The organism is Paenibacillus sp. 1_12 (genome assembly GCF_900114475.1).
Taxonomy (GTDB): domain Bacteria; phylum Bacillota; class Bacilli; order Paenibacillales; family NBRC-103111; genus Paenibacillus_S.
Genome location: NZ_FOTE01000004.1, coordinates 329,186 through 346,272, shown reverse-complemented (window position 1 = coordinate 346,272; position 17,087 = coordinate 329,186). Strand labels below are relative to the sequence as shown.

Here is a 17,087-nt window from a genome sequence, read left to right as displayed (position 1 = left end):
CCTACCTTAGCCTTTGACCGCTCCGGCCGTCATACCTTTCATAACCTGCTCCTGAAACACCAAATATACTAGAATCGTCGGAACTACAGCTATCGTCATAGCAGCCAGAGTCAGACTATAGTCCGTTTGGAACCCGTCCGCAAAGGTAGCGATACTCAGAGGCAAAGTTTTGAGTGCTGATTTGCTAATAAACACGAGAGCAAAGGAAAAGTCATTCCATGAGTGCAGGAAGCTCAGTATCGTAACGGTCGAAAGTGCCGGTGTTGAAATCGGCAGCATAATTTTCAAAAATACGCCCCATAGCCCTGTTCCATCAATAAAGGCCGCTTCCTCAATTTCCTTTGGGACTGAAGACAAATATGCAACCAGTACAAATATGGCAGTAGGCAAGGCAAATGCTGTATAAGGCAAAATGAGTGCCCAGTAAGTATTTAACAAGGATATCTGCTTCATCAAAATAAATAACGGTACCAAGGTGCTGTGAATCGGAATCAGCATACCCACAACGAAGAAAGCCAATATCCAACCTTTAAATCTGAACTGCAATCTTGCTAATACAAAAGAAGCTAAGGCAGATATGAATAACGTAATTACCAAGGAAACTACTGAAACAATTACCGAATTGACAAAAGCCGTTCCCATTTTGGATGTAGTCCAAGCTTTGACAAAGTTATCAAACTGCCACGATAAAGGCAAGCTGAAAGGACGGTTCAGAAACTCGGCGTTCGTTTTGAAGGCGCTGATAAAGAGCCAAAATAAAGGGTATAACGTTAAAATACCATATACCGTCATGAGAGTCCAAAAAATGGTTTGTCTCCATTTTTTCGTTGATAATCTGGACTTGGTTGGAGCTGCTTGTGAATATGGCGAAATGGTTTTATTCATGTGAATGCCCTCCTTTCTATGCGTTCTTTGACTTTCTGCTCGTCAGCCATTGGCTGGTACCGATAAAGAGCAGACTCAGAATAATGATCGAGGTTGAAATTGCACTTCCGTATCCATAACGATAGGAAGAAAAGGTGGAGTTATACATATAAGTTGCCAGCAGCTCTGTCGCATGAGCAGGTCCACCTTTGGTCATAACATAGACGAGGTCAAAGGACTTCAAGCTCCCTGAGATACAAAGGACGATGGCGACCTGAATGGTAGTCCAAATCATGGGCAGCGTAACGGAAATCATTTTCCGGGGGCCTGTTGCTCCGTCAATGAGTGCTGCGTCATGGATTTCTCCCGGTATATTTTGCAAAGCCGATATGAATATAATTAAGTATAATCCGACGAAACTCCAAGTAAGCGGAGGAATTAGCGAGTAGATGGCTATGTTGCTGTCAGAAAGCCACTGCATTTTCAAGCTGCCTAATCCTAAATAGTCTAGCAGGAAATTAAGAATACCGATTTGTGGGTGATAAATATATTGCCAGATCATCCCGATTACGACTGAAGACATAACCATCGGCATAAATACGGCGGAACGTAAAAACCGCTGTAAAAAATTATTTTTGAACAGCACAATAGCTAGAATCAATGCGAGCGGCAGCTGACCAAAAACAGAGGCAAGCACAAATATAATATTATTTTTCAAAGCACGCCAAAATATAGTATCGTGAATAACTTCCACGTAGTTTTTCAAACCGATGAATTTGGCTTCGCCAATGCCTTTCCATTCAAAGAAACCGTAATATGCAGACCAGATCACAGGCACAAATACGAATAACGTATAAATCAATATCGATGGCAGCAAGCCCATTACGATAAAACGGCGCATGTTCAGTGTTTTCATCTCTCTCACTTCCTTTTTCCAAATAATCAGCCCTCCGCAAGGGAGGGCTGATTCGTACCGATGTTCATTTGCTCCAATATCTTACATATACAACGTACTTATTTACCAAGCGCGCCTGCTTGCGCATCCTGTACTTTTTTGGCAACAGCTTCCGGGCTTGCTCCCATCAATAATTCTTGCAGTCCGTTATTGATAACTTCAACTGCAGCAGAGCTTAATTTGGAATCGTAAACCGGACTTATTTTTACATTTTTTGAAAACTCACTCAACTCAACGAATAATGGATGAGCTTTGCTTTTGTCTACATCAATTTTGTAGCTGACCAATGTGCTGCTGCCCAAAGTCGCTTTTTGTCCTTCTGGTCCTGACAAAGCGTAGAATAATTCCATCGCTGCATCTTTTCTAGCTCCAGAAAGCTTCTTGCTTACACCTAAACCAGTTCCAACCACACCTGCTGTGGATTGCGCTTCGCCTTTTCCGCCATCAATGGCAGGAAGGATCGTAATATGTGTTGTATCCAAAACTTCTTTCGGTGCGTTGTTCACCAGATTCGCCGTTGCCCAACCGCCATCCATGAACATGGCAGCTTTACCTTGGAAGAACAATTGCATCATTTGGTTCTCGTCAATACCATTAAAGCCATCTTGGAACGCTTTGGATTTGCCCAAATCCTGAAGAACGCTCAAAGCTTTCACAAATTCAGGATCGGTAAATTTAGCTCCATTTTGAGCGGAAGCCTTCAAGAACCATTCCGTACCTGTTACACGATCACCGATTGTACTGAAAATAGTTGATTGAGCGACCCAGTTCGCTTTGTTGCCCAATGCCATAGGAATCACATTGTTTTTGTTGAACGTGTCAATTGCTGTTTTCAATTCATCCCAAGTTTTCGGTACCTTCACGTTGTATTTATCGAAGATAGCTTGATTGTAGAAAATAAATGAGCTCAGAGCCAGGTTCATCGGGACAGAGTAGACTTTATTGTCAATCGTGTAACCATCTAGAGCGTTCGGGATGAAATTGTTTTTCCATTCCGGCTTGCTGTTCAAAAATTCATCGATTGGCTGAAGCAGCTTGCCATTCACGAATTCCTTGGTCATTGCATCTGGCCACATGACGAACAAATCTGGCATTTCATCCGCAGCCGCTACTGTACGTAGACGAGTTTTCAAGCCGTCTGTCGGCAAACCTTCTGCTTCAAGCTCGATCTCAGGATGCTGGGTTTTGAAATCATCAAGGATTTTACGCATAGCAATACCCTTGGCATCCTGGCCTGTCCAGTTATGCCAAATTGACAGCTTTACCTTTTCTTTATTAGCCCCACCGGCCGCCGCACCTTTATCTTCAGCTGTTTGTCCACCTGCACATCCGGCAAGCATGGACGCAGAAACCATTGTTGTTAGAGCAATCTTAGTTATTTTTTTCATTTGTATGATTCTCCCCTCTCGTTCTATTGATCATTCTACAAGCTTCGTTCTCTTTCGGTAAGGGGAATATCATAAGCAAAGGGGTAGAATAATATCAGATTGGTCAACAGTCGCAATAATCAGAAAAAAAGGATGAAGCTCATTAGCCTCACCCTTTATTGGAATAGAATTACCTGCCAGGTTGGAATTCATTCCCTCGACAGCGACTAGGAACCACTTCCAAATGATCGGTATCGCATATATAAGTGCTATCGTTGACCGCCCGCTACATCTTATTCATGTATCGAAGATTGCTGCGCAAGCCACATGAGTACATCGCTTGTGACCTCTTCACGATTAATTTCATTCAGCATTTCATGCCTGCCTTCAGCATACAGCTTCCAAGTAACCTGTTTGATTCCAAGTCTGTCATACATCCCAATCAATTGATGAATTCCCTTGCCCATACCACCTACTGGATCCCGGTCACCGCCAAATACGAAAATGGGCAGCTGCTTGGGGATGCGCTCCATATTGCTCTGAAGATGAATATCAACCAGTCCTCTGAAGAAATCTCTGAAAAACCCTGCTGTAAATACCCCCCCGCAAAACGGGTCGGCCAAATATCGGTCCACCTCTGCCTCATCACGGCTCAGCCAGTCGCCGCCTGTTCGATTGGGCCTAAATTCCTTGTTATAGCTGCCAAGCGACAGCTGCATAAGCAGCGGACTGCGGTGGTCGCTTCCTTTGAGTGAAGCCATCATATGAGCAATCACAATTCCGACTCGAAGCGCGGGCGAATGTTTGCCATTTGTACCTGAAAGGATAACGCCCTGTACCTGATGACCGAATCTATACATATATTGCTGTGACAAAAACGAGCCCATACTATGACCAAACAAATAAACAGGCACACCCGGATGTTTCGTTGTAATGTGATCGGTAAGCTGCGCCATGGCGTCCGTCATTTTTAAGAATCCCTCACTGCCCGTCATTCCAACCTGATCCGGATGTCCTGCTGTGAGGCCATGTCCCCGATGATCGTTGGCATACACTTCGTAACCGGCTTCTACTAAGGATTGCGCGAATCTCTCATAACGGGCTGCAGTCTCCCCCATTCCATGAGCAATTTGAATTATGGCACGGGGCTCTTGCTGCTCCTCAGAGCTCCAGTGATAGACGAATATATCCAACTGATCGATATCCTTAAAAGTGAATGATTCCGTGTGCACAAGACATGCCTCCGCTCTTGCCTCAGTTGATACTGTTCCGTTATGTTCATTATAAGGGATAATTGTTCTATTTGCCCAATGCGTTTTCATTTTTAACAAGAGTTTATTGGCAGATACAAAGCCTGCTTCGCGTATAAAAAGAAATCGCGATTTACATCAAAATAACTGATTTGTCAGACAGGCAAGTCGAATGATATGTTATAATAACCAATTATGCATAGTGGAAAAAATGGATTAATTCCAGAAAGGACATCTACCTATGGCTCGAATCGCTAAAAGCTTGACCGACTTAATCGGTAATACGCCTTTGCTTGAGCTGACTAATTACAATAAACATCAACACCTTGAGGCGCGAATTGTCTCCAAATTGGAGTATCTCAATCCAGCCGGCAGTGTCAAAGACCGGATCGGCTACGCGATGATCCAGACTGCAGAGGAGCAAGGGCTCCTTAACAAAAATTCAGTAATCATCGAAGCAACCAGTGGCAATGCAGGAATTGCACTTGCCTTCGTAGCGGCCGCCAAAGGCTACAAGCTGATTATTGCTTTGCCGGAGACGTTCAGTCTGGAGCGGAGAAAGCTTTTGACGGCTCTGGGCGCAGAATTGGTGTTGACACCAGGATCTGAGGGTATGCCCGGAGCGATGCGAAAAGCGACAGAGTTGGCAGCTGCAATACCGGATTCCTTCATGCCTCAGCAATTTGACAATCCGGCAAATCCACAAATTCATCGTGCTACAACTGCAGAGGAAATATGGAGAGATACAGAGGGTTCGGTGGATATTTTTGTCTGTGGAGTGGGGACAGGAGGGACGATTACAGGTGTTGGCGAAGTGCTCAAGTCAAGAAAACCATCCGTGCAAATCATCGCAGTCGAGCCTTTTGATTCCCCTGTTCTATCAGGCGGGACTAGGGGTATGCATAAGCTCCAAGGCCTTGGCGCCGGGTTCGTCCCCTCTATTTATAATCCATCGGTTATTGATGAGATCGTTAAGGTGGAGAGTGACGATGCGTTTGAAACCGCACGCTTATTGGCAAAAACGGAAGGTCTGGTGGTTGGAATTTCTTCCGGAGCCGCGGTTTATGCCGCTACCCAGATCGCCAGACGTCCTGACCATATAGGCAAAACCATTGTAACCTTACTTCCCGATTCCGGTGAACGCTATTTATCCACGAGTTTATTTCAGTAATCATAGTGCGAAGGTTGATAGGGTCATAATTCGTCTTCAGCTGTCACAATGAAATGGGCTGCCTTCTAGTTTCGATTAGACTACAAGACAGCCCATCAAAATGCTGAAACCAATGTGGATTTCATTCGTTACTCCCTACGATGTGCATTTTGGTTCCATACGTATATTCTGCTATGATAGATGTCGGAGGTCGAATACGAATGGAATATCAAACAATCGATTATTGGGATGAACAGATTTGGAAGCAGGCAGCCCCTATTTACAGACAAGCCTTTGAGCCCAGCAAGAGTAAAACCAAAATGATAATTCGCCGCTCCATCGAGAGAAAGCTATGCCAGCTGCATATCGCCAGCGATCAGAATCAAGTCATCGCCATGGCATTAACTGGGAAGCTGGAAGGGATCGATGGGTTGCTCATCGATTATTTGGCAGTTCGCGAGAAAAGTCGCTGTCAAGGTACAGGAAAATTGTTTTTGGATTACATTATCAAGTGGTCTCAAATCGAGCTGCATAGCACAGGTGTCGTTATTGAAATTGAGTCCGAAGATAATCCAACCAATTTACAACGTCTTCACTTTTGGCAGCAGTACGGCTTTACTGTGACCAGCTATGTTCACACCTATATATGGGTTCCAGAGAAATACCAAGCCTTGTATCTAATTTCGGAGCCTGACAGTAAGATTCCCAAAGACGGCGAATCACTTTTTGACCATATTTCATATTTTCATAATAGAGCCTATGCGCGTACATGATAAATTCAACACAAACTGAGCTGCATGATGACCATTATAGATTGGCTTGAGCTGCATACAAGTAAAAAATATAATCCGTGGGAACGCCCTCAAAGCCTAACTGCCGCAGCATCGCTGTTATATTTCCCCGATGATACGTTCCATGATTGACGACATGCTGGACCAATTGTACCATCGGGACATTCAGCTTGCCGTACGTTGGATGCTCACAGGTCATCAGCTTGTCCAAATCCTCCTGCCGGGCAAAAAAAGCTCGGTATTGTTCAGTCATATTGAGATACATCTCTTTCATATCCAAGAGGCTTTTGTTCTTGATTGATTCCCTAAGCGGAGTAAGGACGGCAACGATTTCCTCAAAGCTGTCATTTCGCATAACACCCAGCCATGTCGTATCCATCAAATAAATATGACCCATCACCACAGACACAGAAGGAAAGACACTTTGTACCTCCTTGTCATACAGCTCTCCTGGCAGCTCTTGTAAATGATTAATCAGCTTCGCATTCGCCCAAACATGATAGTCGTATAATTGTATAGCATGATGTTTCATTCATCCTGCACCCTCTCTCATCATTTGAATAAGGCATTGTCCCTTACTTGAAATTGCAGTAACCTCATATCAGCTACTGTCCATTTCAATGCTTTCTTGTCACAAGTATAACCGATCTTGACTGACATTTATGGTCAGTGAAGTTATCATGATTCCAAATAATAACACTCCAAGTTCGAATTCCTGGGGTGAATTTTAGATTTCGGAGGGAATCCCATTATGCGGCAATTATTATTCACTCCTATCGCAGAAGAACATTTGAGAGAGATTATGGAAATTTACAATTATTTCGTCGCTAATACGACCGTTTCCTTTAATACCGAGCTGCTTACACTAGACCAAATGAGAGCTATGGTCATACACCCCAACCCCCGTTTTCGCTCCTTTGCTATTTTGGAGGATCAGCTTGTCAAAGGCTATGTGCTCATCACCCAGCATAAAAACAAGCAAGCCTATGATATTACTGGTGAGGTTACGATTTATTTGAATCCGGCATTTGTAGGTCAAGGTATCGGCAGTAAAGCGCTGCATTTTATTGAAGACATTGCCCGCTCCGAAGGATTCCACAGCTTGGTAGCAACGATCTGCATCGAGAATGACAGCAGCATGGGACTATTTAACAAGCATGGGTACACCCAGGCTGCTTATTTCAAGGAAGTTGGCATTAAATTTGACAGAAAACTAGATATTGCTGTGCTCCAAAAAATGTTGAATTCGTAATCCAGCTTGCTAGCTTTGATAATAATTCAGTAAATCCGCTGCGATCGCCATTAATTTCTCCTTGAGGATCGGGGGTTCCAGTACCTGAATCGATTTCCCGTAGGGAATTAAAAAGTGGGCCGCATGTGTTACTATCGCCTGTTCATGAAGCTTAAAATGAGCCTGGTCGTCGGTACGCTCAACCAGCATATGCCCAAGCAGCCAATGTGCACATAGGTCATTAATGGCCTGCGGCTTTCCATGGATTTTCACGGAAATGAGCTTGTCCTTCTGTTCGGGGTCAGGCAGCAGGTTTTTCAGAAAAAATTGGCTTGCCGAGAACTGTGGTGGCCTTTTGAATACTTCTGCTGTACGTGATAAATTCAGGATCCGGTCTACTCGAAAGCTGCGAATATCTGACCGCAGATGGCAATACCCGATGATATACCACTTACCTAACCAGTTCACAAGACCATAGGGGTCAAGTTGACGATGTTTGGAGGAGGTATCGTTACCTGTCCGATAGTCCATAAGAAGTCGATATTCATGGGCAACCGACATCTCAAGCTCTTGCAGAACTGGCTTCAAGGCCGGATCTGAGATCGATCCAATGACATCAAAACCCACTTCGTGACGACTAAGTGTTCGTAATTGGTCCTCATTGGTGTACAGCTTGAGTTTGGCAATGGCCCGATTTAAAACATCATCGAACGGATACCCTGCCTGCTGCGCGAACATTGCCGCCTGTGTCAGGGCTTTTTGTTCATGGGTATCAAACACCAGCGGAGCTTCATTAAATTCGTGGAGCAGGCTGTAACCACCATTATGCCCGGAATCAGCAATAATCGGTACACCGCTCGCGCACAAGGCATCGATATAACGGTATACCGTCCGGATATGAATCTCTAATGTATCCGCCAGTTGTCTGGCGGTTATTCGTTCACCTGCTTTTAGCATCCACAATATGGACAGCATATGATCGGATTTGGACATGAATCAATATTCCTTTCGTCTGGACAGCAGACTTCATTGCTTTATTTAATGTTCTATTTCCACCTGAACCGTTGCTCGATATTCGGATGGCGTCATGCCAATCATTTTACGAAACACCTGTGTAAAATATTTGGCATCCTGATAGCCTACCAAAGGCGCGATCTGGTACACCTTGACGTCGGTATTGCGCAGGATCGAGCAGGCTCGCTCAATCCGCAACTTGGTCACATATTCGAGAAATGTAACCCCGCTCTCCTTCTTGAACAGAACGCAGAAGTGACTGCAGCTCAATCCGATAAACTCGGAAACTTCATCTATACTCAAATCATGATGAAACCGCCCAGATATATAATCAATGGCTTTCTGGATCGTACGAACTTCATCCTCACGAGCGGACGCCCGTAGGGTTCGTCCTGTGTATTCCAGCAAAGCATGTCTTAGCAGCAGCTCCAACTCATCCAGTGTACCGCAGAGTGGAATATGGGAAATTAATTCCTTGACGGCCGTCAAGGGCTCCTCGCTCAAATCGCTCAACCTCCGAGAGACCCCAACAACGAGTTCTATCATCATCGCTGCTGCGTCCGCCTGCCCTTTTCCCATATTGCGAAGCTCATTAATCAGCTCTTCCAGCAGCAGTGAAACTCTGCTCCGATCAAAGCCAGCAATAGCTTCCGTCAAACGCTGCTCCCAGTACAGCAGCGCAGCCGAAGCTGACCGATCAGCAGAAGCACTACCTGCTCCCGCTTCCTGCAACCATGCTGAGGCTGTGGTGGTGTCGCCAGTATCGGCGTACACTCGCTCCCGTCCTCCGGTAAATCGGGCTAACAGCGCCTGCTGTGCGCTGCGATAACATGCAAACAACGCATCCAATCCCGAATGCTGCCTACTGATCCCGACCGAGCACGAAAGCTTCGTACATATTTTCACTAGCGTGATGATTTCGCGTGCGGTTTGCTCCGCTTCCTCCATATTGCCGTTTTGCAGCAGCAAAACCCACTCCCCGCTTCGAAAAGGAAATACCGTTAAAGCGCCGCGCTTGCCCCCATATTCGCCCAACACGTTGCCGACCGCAAAAAACCACAATTTGCGGTCCTCCTGGCTCCAGCGATTCACTTCCAGCGTATCATCAAATCCAACAATAAGCATCACATAAGGATGCTCCAAATCCCAGCCCTGCAGCCAATAGGTCGGATTATACGGCTTGTTATTCCCCTCAAGCATACTGCTGATCAGCCGTTCCCTGAGCAAGCTGGACAAAGCCTGCGCTGAACGTGTCAAATAATCCTTTTCAGATTGGAGCTCAGCCTCCTGCTCCAATCTTTTCCTTGCCTCTCGCATGACAGCCTCAAGCTCTTCATGATCGACAGGCTTAAGCAAGTAATCCGAGGCGCCATAACGGAGCGCTTCTCTGGCGTATTCAAATTCCCCATATCCACTTAGTAGGACGAAAACTAATGAGGACTGCTGATGCAAGGCCTCCTTCATCATCGAAATCCCATCCATAACCGGCATACGAATGTCACTGATCACAATATCTGGCTTGTGGGCTTGAATCAGCTTCAGACCCTGCTCACCGTTCGACGCTTCTCCCACGATTTGCATCTGCATGTCCTCCCAAGGCAAAGCCACTTTCAAGCTGCGGAGGATTATGGGCTCGTCGTCAACAAGAATAACCTTATAGATTCTGGACAATGGAAAACACCTCCTCTTAACAAACGTAGGTTACTGTTTCTATATCGACGATTACCCTATATGCTCATAATGGCTATTGGCCAACAAGCTCATAATACTGCTGCAGCTGGATTTCCAGCCTTTGCAGCGCTTCCTGCGCCGACACATTACCAGCAATCAGCTGCTCGGCAACCTGAAAGAAAGGCTCTTGCAAAGCAGGTGGCAGCGCATTATCATACGGAACAAAGGCAGAAGGCGAAGTCTCCAGCAAATCGATAATTTGTTTGAATACCGGTCCGGTCCGACCATAATCTACCGCTATTTTCATGGCAGGCAGCCGGAAGCTCTCATATACAATTCGCCGCTGCACATCCGGGGCATAAATCGCTTTAATCAAATCAAGCGCTGCCTTACGGTGTTCGCCCTCCAGATTAGCAGATAGTCCAAGACCAAAGGTATATCCGCTAGCAAGACCAACGGACGCCTCCTTAGTTCCCGATAGTACAGGGAAATTGAACACACCCACCTTGTCAGCGAACCCCGGCGTAGACTGCTCTCCCTGAAATAAATTAAGCTCCCAACTGCCGTTTAGGAACATCCCGGCCTTGCCTTCCAAAAACAGCTTCTCCGCATAAGCAATACTGCGCGTTTCTGACAACGTCGGGAACGGATTCAGCTTGGCGAATTCAATAAATCGCTGCGTCGCCTGCTCATAATCAGCATTAATGAAACTCCCTTTCCCTTTCACAATCTGGTCTATCGGTGCGGAACCAGCAAAACGCTGCAGGAAATAATGATAATGCATCGCCCCCGGCCAACGTTCCTGATTCCCAAGTGAAAAGGGAACCAACCCCGCTGACTTCAGCTTGTTGATCACCTGCACGAGCTGCTCCCAGTTTGTCGGAACAGATAGACCCAACTCGGCAAACAACTGCTTGTTATAATAAACCGGCTCGGCAAAACCTTCGATGGGAAGACCGTAGACTCCACTGCCGAACCTCCAAAGGCTTAGATCGTAAAAGCCGTTATCCATACGATTCTCTTTCAGAAAATCAGTCAAATCCATTAGCCGACCTGCCCGTGCGTATGGCTCTATTTCGGCGCCGCTGAATAGTACGAAAATATCCGGAATATTGCCGGTCACCATCTCACTCTTCAAACGCTGCTCGCGGTGAACCGTTTGATCCAAGCCTTCAAAATCAATCCGCACGTTCGGATGATCCAGCTCGAATTGCTTAATCACCTCAGATACGATTTTTAACATCTGCGCGTTGTGCTCCTGTATCCAGACATGGCGAAAGCTCAGCTTGATCTTTTCTGTCGCCTTAGGCTGTGATTCCAAGGCACACCCCACGCCTATGACGACCAAAATGCTTACCAACAAGCCAGTGAGGACAATGCGCAGCCTCCCAGTCGCAGGAGAGAGGTTCCACTGTCCAAAACGTTCTTTATCAACAGGTGTATCCTTCTGAAATGGAATGCCCAACTGCCTGTTAGCCCTCGTGACATTAAGCCCCTTGCACCATTCACCGACAGACCGTCTAAACGTCAGCAAGCTGCCCGACAACTTGCAAATCCGCTTGTTCATAGGCTCCCACCTCCCTGGCTGTCAGCTAATGTTCGCGGCATCCGAATCCGTACAATCGTGCCTTCGCCGCTGGTCGAGCAGACCATAATGCCGTAGCTGCCACCAAAACGAATCCGCAGACGATCATGCACATTTTTCATGCCTACGCCGCGGTGCCTGGCCTTGTCTGCACTCTGCTGCCGTCCCGCAAAAAGCTCCTCCAACCTACTTGGTTCAATACCGTGTCCGTTATCCGCAACCTCCACGACGAGATCGTTCCCTACCTCCATGACACGGATTCGAATTATGCCTTTTTCCTGCATCGGCTCTATTCCGTGATACAGTGCATTTTCCACAATAGGCTGGACGATAAGCTTTAACGTCAAGTGCCTTTTCCATGCTTCCGGCAGTTCCATTTCATAGTTAAGCTTATCGCCAAAGCGGCACGTCTGTATAAACAAGTAATGCTTAACATGCTCAAGCTCGGTAGCAATCGGAACGAGTTCCTGGGTTTCGCTGATACTGATCCGCAGCAGCTTTCCGAGCGAAATCACCAATCTGCTGATTTCCTTATTCCCTTGAAGCACAGCCATCGAATTGATCGTTTCCAGAGAGTTGTAAATAAAATGCGGATTGATCTGCGCCACAAGTGCCTGCATCTCCGCTTCTTTCTTCCTCTGCTGCTCCACCTCGACCCTCCGAATCAACTCCTGAATTTGACCGCTCATCCGGTTAAAGCCCCGAACCAGTAATCCTGATTCATCCCGGTACACTTCACTGCCCAGCTTGACCACCGTAAATTTGCCTGACTCTGCCAATCGCAGCGCTTTCACAACCGAAATGATCGAATGAACCAGCTTGCGGATGAACAGGACATCAAATAAAATCACACTCAACAGAGCAAAAACAAGCAAACCCAGCGCCAGATTACGGATTCCTGAAGTTTCCGCATACATTTGATTAAGTGGTGTCAGAGCGACTAAATACCAGCCCGTAATTTGTGAAGGATAATAGGTGATAAAGGTTTGTTCCCCTTCATAAGTGTCCACATAAGCGTGACGCTCCTCCTTGGACTGCAAAAAGGGAAAGGAGATTTGCTTCCCCAGATGCTGGCCTGACTTACTGAACAGCACCAGTCCCTGACGGTTCACAACCATCATTTCGCCTTCCTTGATCGTACCTGCTTCCCAGAACACATGATCGACCGCATCGGTCTTTACGGTTAGCACGAGGGTTCCAATATCCTCCAGCGAATAATAATCCTTAATCGTACGTACATGGGTAAGCTGCTGGTCGGTAGCTGCTGCATTTTCATAAGGACCGAGCCATAAAGGCCGTCCCTTTAAAGCTCTCATCTGCCCATACCAGGGCTGCTGCTTCAGCATTTCATAGCTAGCGGCCGCGGCCGCTTTAGAGCTGTGAACGAGCTCATTTTGATTATATAAAGTCAAAGACGTTATTCTCGGATGGGATAATAGCAGATTATTCAGCTTGCTAAGTAATTCACGACTGTCGGCTCCTTCACTATCCCGAAGCTCTCCAGTATACTTGCGTTTCAAAAATTGCTGTATAACCTGCTGGGTAATACTCAGGTCGGAGATTACATTCATTTCATTCAGCGCATATTGGATTTTGCGGTCCGTCTCCAGCAGGCTGTTAGCGTAAAAATCCTCCGTTTGCTTTTCAATAGCGCCAGAAAACAGTTTATAGGTAACGCTGCCCATCAGAATAATCGGAATAAACACAAGCAAGATAACGCCCAGCATAATTTTATGGCGCAGCGACATAACCAAGCCTCCAGATTTGTTGCATACAGTACTTACACATTCTCACTGGAAGGTGGATTATCCTGCTGCGCCGCTTGTAAATAATTCAGCTTTTTACAGCACCTGAGGTTAAACCCGAAATAAACCAGCGGCTAAATAACGCAAATACGATTAATAAAGGAAGTGTTGCGAAGAAAGTAGCCGACATGATCATGCCGTAATCAATCGAATCATTCCGACTGAACAACTGCTGAAGAGCAATCTGAATCGTGAAATTTTCATTATTCTTCAACACAACCAACGGCCAGAAAAAGTCGTTCCACGTATTTAAAAAAGTGAAAATTCCGAGTGTCGCCAAAGCAGGCACGATGATTGGCAGGACGATCCGCCAATACGTATTGAAATAACCGCTGCCATCGATCCGGCTCGCTTCCAGAAGCTCTGTATGAACACTGGCTGTAATATATTGACGCATCCAAAAAATACCAAAGGCCGAAACCATGCTGGGCACAATAATCGCCTTATATGAATCTATCCACGACAGCTTTGCCATTAGAATATAATTGGGCAATACGCTCAGCTGTTGGGGAACAAGCAGCGTTCCGAGCACAAGCACGAACAGCAGCTTTTTACCAGGGAATTCGAATTTGGCAAAAGCAAAGCCGGCCAGCGAACAAAAGAACAACACGGAAACCGTTGTCGCACCTGATACAATAAACGAATTCCACAGCGCTCGGAAGAAAATAATTCGTTCCAGTGCATGCGAGAAATTGGCGACCAGCTCAGGTCCTGGCCATATAGCAGGAGGAATTTGATATACCGCATCTCTCGTTCGGGTGGAAATAACCAGCATCCAATAAAAGGGATATGCCGATACGAACGCGCCTGCTGCGAGCAGGATATAAATAATAATCCGTGAAATGATGTTTTGTTTTTCCCCTACCGGCATTATGCTTCCCCTCCCATCCGTTTGGACAGCCATGTATTCAACAGTGAAAATATAACAGTGAACATGAATAATATGACAGCCGTTGCAGCCGCAGTGCCAAAGAACGAATTACGGAAAGCTTCCGTATACAAATAGATGACCATCGTAATGCCTTCTGAGCGGGTCGATCCTGATCCTCCCTGACTTAAAAATACATAAGGCTCGGTAAACAGCTGAATGCTGCCTATCGTTGAAATCAGAACGGTGAATAAAATAAACGGTTTTAACAGCGGAATCGTAATGTGTGTGAACAATTGACGCCGGTTGGCCCCATCAATTCGTGCAGCTTCATATAAATCTCCGGGTATGCTTTGAAGGCCCGCCAGAAAAATAATCGCGTTATAGCCGGTCCAGCGCCAAATCACCATCGTCGCAATTGCCGTCTTGAGCGGCCAGTTCTGAATATTCCAAGCGTAAGGTCCCATATCGATTAAGGAAATCAGATAGTTGGCCATGCCTTTATTAGCAAACGCTGCGCTAAAAATCATCGTAACCGCAACGATCGAAGTCACATTTGGTAAAAAATAAATAGCTCTCAGCAGCTTTGTTCCTTTAATAAAGGCTGAATTCAATGCCACAGCCAAGATGAGTGCAAGAATGAGCTGTGGAATCGTACCCAGCCCAGCCATAATAAACGTATTGCCCACTGAGGTCCAAAAGGTTGGGTCCGTCAAAACAAGCTCAAAATTTTTCAGCCCAACGAACTTCATTTCCCCCATGCCGTTCCATTTGTACATGGACAAATAAAAAGTGAAAAATATCGGATAAATCCCAAATACGGCAAATAGTAAAAAGAACGGTGATATAAACAGGTAAGCCGCCAATCGGCTTCTTCGTCGCTCAGTGAGCCAAGGACGTGAAGGCACTGCAGCGGTGGATGCGGCTGCATTAATACTCATTTGATCACTCCTAAAGGGGCGGTGAATACATACCGCTATGCGGTCAGAGTGTTGCTCCGATCGCTGTTGTTCCCTAGTATTTTGATATAAATATTGATCTATCTGTATGGGCGGCAGGTTTACCCTAAACGGTGAACCTGCGCCATTCAGATATTCGTTTCATCGCTCCGTTGACTAACTGCGTTTATTCAGCTCTTTGATCTTTTTGATCGCGCTATCCCACTCTGCCTGCGGATCTCCGCCTTTTTGCTGGACATTGCTTAAGCTTTCTTTGATAATGCTGTCTGTTGCGTCATGCAGCTTGCCGTAGCGGATGGGCTTGACACTTTTCGTAGCTTTGGCAAACTCAACAGAAATGGCTTGGTTGTTGTAGAAAGGATCTTTAAGCTCTTTAAACTTGGCTTCTTCATAAACTGCTGGAATCGAAGGCATCAAACCATTCGAGATATACGATTTGAGCTGTCCATCCTTGCTGTCCATCCACGATATAAATTCGTAAGCTTCCTTCGCATTTTTCGATTCCTTCGGAATGCTCAGGAATGAACCGCCCCAGTTGCCTGCACCTTCTGGCATCTGCGTAATCATCCATTTGCCCGTTGCATCCTTGGCATTTCCTTTAATAACGCCGCTCATCCAAGCGGGTGCAAGCATGACAGCAAATCCTCCATCATTCGTATCTTTTGCCCATTCCGGTGTCCAGAGTACGTTCTTGCCTACCCAACCTTCTTTAATTCCTTTTACCGTAAAGTCATAAGCTTTTTTGACTTGCGGGTTTTTATCGCCAATGAATTCATCATTATTGTTATAGAAGATTTCATTGCCTTGATCGCGTACGCCGTTAAACAGCAATCCCGGCATATCTACAAACGTTTTGCCTGTTTTTTGTTTGAACTTGTTTGCCGTTTCGGCAAATTTGTCCCAAGTCGCAATTTCCTTATAAAACTCCTCCGGCTTGCTTGCGATACCCGCTTGCTCCAGCAAATCCGTACGATAATAAACGACAGTCGGGCCTACGTCTGTCGGCAAACCAAGCTGGAATTTACCGTCTGTGGAGGAAGCTTGCTTCCATTTCCAGTCGAGATAATTTCCTTTCAAGCTGCCGGCTCCCAGATCATTCAGATTATTAAATTTATCCTTCGCCTCCATGAATTTTTCCAGGAAAGCAATCTCGACCATGAAAATATCCGGTGCTCCCTTGTTCGCGGACAGCGCAGTCAGCATATTATTGTGATGAGCCGTTTGATCGGCTGTGTTTTGAATTTTGATCGTGACGTTAGGCTTCACCGTTTTATATTCCTCTGCCAGCTTCTCATAGCCGTTCGTCCCTAGGGACCAAAAGGTAAGCTCAACGGGTTTGTCCGTCTTGGCATCGCTCTTCGTATCGGCACCCGCTGCCTTTGCTGGTTCCGCAGCCGGAGTAGCTCCGCTGCTGCAAGCAGCCATGGAAGCAGCAAGCAGTAACGCTACCCCTGCTTTAGACATTTTTTTAGTAAATTTCATTCGAATATTCCCCTTTCAATCTGGTGATCATCTTGACCACTTAATCGTAAGGGATATGCGGAATTTTGCCGAGGTGGCAATCCTTCGATCTTAGG

At 46.0% G+C, this 17,087-nt stretch carries 15 protein-coding genes; 3 read left to right on the top strand and 12 right to left on the bottom strand.

The window, feature by feature from the left end; all coding sequences use genetic code 11:
- Window positions 1-6 precede the first annotated feature (6 nt).
- The 4 genes from BM210_RS11940 to BM210_RS11925 all read right to left on the bottom strand — a co-directional run bounded on the left by BM210_RS11940 (window position 7) and on the right by BM210_RS11925 (window position 4,418).
- Window positions 7-885: a carbohydrate ABC transporter permease gene (locus tag BM210_RS11940; protein ID WP_091168162.1), complete on the bottom strand. Its 879-nt coding sequence runs from the start codon at window positions 883-885 to the stop codon at window positions 7-9.
- A 16-nt stretch (window positions 886-901) separates the two neighbouring features.
- Window positions 902-1,780: a carbohydrate ABC transporter permease gene (locus tag BM210_RS11935; protein ID WP_091168159.1), complete on the bottom strand. Its 879-nt coding sequence runs from the start codon at window positions 1,778-1,780 to the stop codon at window positions 902-904.
- 98 nt (window positions 1,781-1,878) lie between these two features.
- Entirely contained in the window at window positions 1,879-3,207 is a 1,329-nt protein-coding gene (locus tag BM210_RS11930) for an extracellular solute-binding protein (protein WP_091168157.1), read from the bottom strand.
- A 272-nt stretch (window positions 3,208-3,479) separates the two neighbouring features.
- Complete coding sequence (locus BM210_RS11925; RefSeq protein WP_091168154.1) at window positions 3,480-4,418, bottom strand: alpha/beta hydrolase; 939 nt, start codon at window positions 4,416-4,418, stop codon at window positions 3,480-3,482.
- A gap of 259 nt (window positions 4,419-4,677) precedes the next feature.
- Here BM210_RS11925 and cysK point away from each other — a divergent pair, with 259 nt between their 5' ends.
- Both cysK and BM210_RS11915 read left to right on the top strand, forming a co-directional pair.
- On the top strand, window positions 4,678-5,607 hold the full coding sequence (gene cysK, locus BM210_RS11920; RefSeq protein ID WP_091168152.1) for a cysteine synthase A: 930 nt from the start codon (window positions 4,678-4,680) through the stop codon (window positions 5,605-5,607).
- A gap of 200 nt (window positions 5,608-5,807) precedes the next feature.
- Entirely contained in the window at window positions 5,808-6,359 is a 552-nt protein-coding gene (locus BM210_RS11915) for a GNAT family N-acetyltransferase (RefSeq protein WP_091168150.1), read from the top strand.
- A gap of 34 nt (window positions 6,360-6,393) precedes the next feature.
- Here the strand turns inward: BM210_RS11915 and BM210_RS11910 are convergent, their stop codons facing one another.
- On the bottom strand, window positions 6,394-6,909 hold the full coding sequence (locus tag BM210_RS11910; RefSeq protein WP_091168147.1) for a DinB family protein: 516 nt from the start codon (window positions 6,907-6,909) through the stop codon (window positions 6,394-6,396).
- Between the two features lie 219 nt (window positions 6,910-7,128).
- Between BM210_RS11910 and BM210_RS11905 the strand changes: the two genes are divergently transcribed.
- Window positions 7,129-7,629, top strand: a complete 501-nt coding sequence (locus tag BM210_RS11905; protein WP_091168145.1) for a GNAT family N-acetyltransferase — start codon at window positions 7,129-7,131, stop codon at window positions 7,627-7,629.
- Window positions 7,630-7,638: 9 nt separating this feature from the next.
- Here the strand turns inward: BM210_RS11905 and BM210_RS11900 are convergent, their stop codons facing one another.
- The 7 genes from BM210_RS11900 to BM210_RS11870 all read right to left on the bottom strand — a co-directional run bounded on the left by BM210_RS11900 (window position 7,639) and on the right by BM210_RS11870 (window position 16,992).
- Complete coding sequence (locus tag BM210_RS11900) at window positions 7,639-8,601, bottom strand: helix-turn-helix transcriptional regulator (protein WP_091168143.1); 963 nt, start codon at window positions 8,599-8,601, stop codon at window positions 7,639-7,641.
- Window positions 8,602-8,646: 45 nt separating this feature from the next.
- Window positions 8,647-10,293 carry a response regulator gene (locus tag BM210_RS11895; RefSeq protein ID WP_091168140.1) on the bottom strand — a complete coding sequence of 549 codons (1,647 nt, stop codon included), beginning with the start codon at window positions 10,291-10,293 and terminating at the stop codon, window positions 8,647-8,649.
- Between the two features lie 73 nt (window positions 10,294-10,366).
- Window positions 10,367-11,860 carry an ABC transporter substrate-binding protein gene (locus BM210_RS11890; protein ID WP_091168139.1) on the bottom strand — a complete coding sequence of 498 codons (1,494 nt, stop codon included), beginning with the start codon at window positions 11,858-11,860 and terminating at the stop codon, window positions 10,367-10,369.
- On the bottom strand, window positions 11,857-13,626 hold the full coding sequence (locus BM210_RS11885; protein WP_091168136.1) for a cache domain-containing sensor histidine kinase: 1,770 nt from the start codon (window positions 13,624-13,626) through the stop codon (window positions 11,857-11,859). Before BM210_RS11885 ends, BM210_RS11890 begins: the two co-directional genes overlap by 4 nt.
- A gap of 85 nt (window positions 13,627-13,711) precedes the next feature.
- Entirely contained in the window at window positions 13,712-14,554 is an 843-nt protein-coding gene (locus tag BM210_RS11880; protein WP_091168134.1) for a carbohydrate ABC transporter permease, read from the bottom strand.
- Window positions 14,554-15,492, bottom strand: coding sequence for a carbohydrate ABC transporter permease (locus BM210_RS11875; protein WP_091168132.1), 939 nt, complete (start codon window positions 15,490-15,492; stop codon window positions 14,554-14,556). The genes BM210_RS11880 and BM210_RS11875 overlap by 1 nt, the downstream gene beginning before the upstream one ends.
- 174 nt (window positions 15,493-15,666) lie before the next feature.
- The gene (locus tag BM210_RS11870; protein ID WP_091168130.1) at window positions 15,667-16,992 is read right to left on the bottom strand and encodes an ABC transporter substrate-binding protein; all 1,326 of its coding nucleotides are present in this window, start codon (window positions 16,990-16,992) and stop codon (window positions 15,667-15,669) included.
- Window positions 16,993-17,087 lie beyond the last annotated feature (95 nt).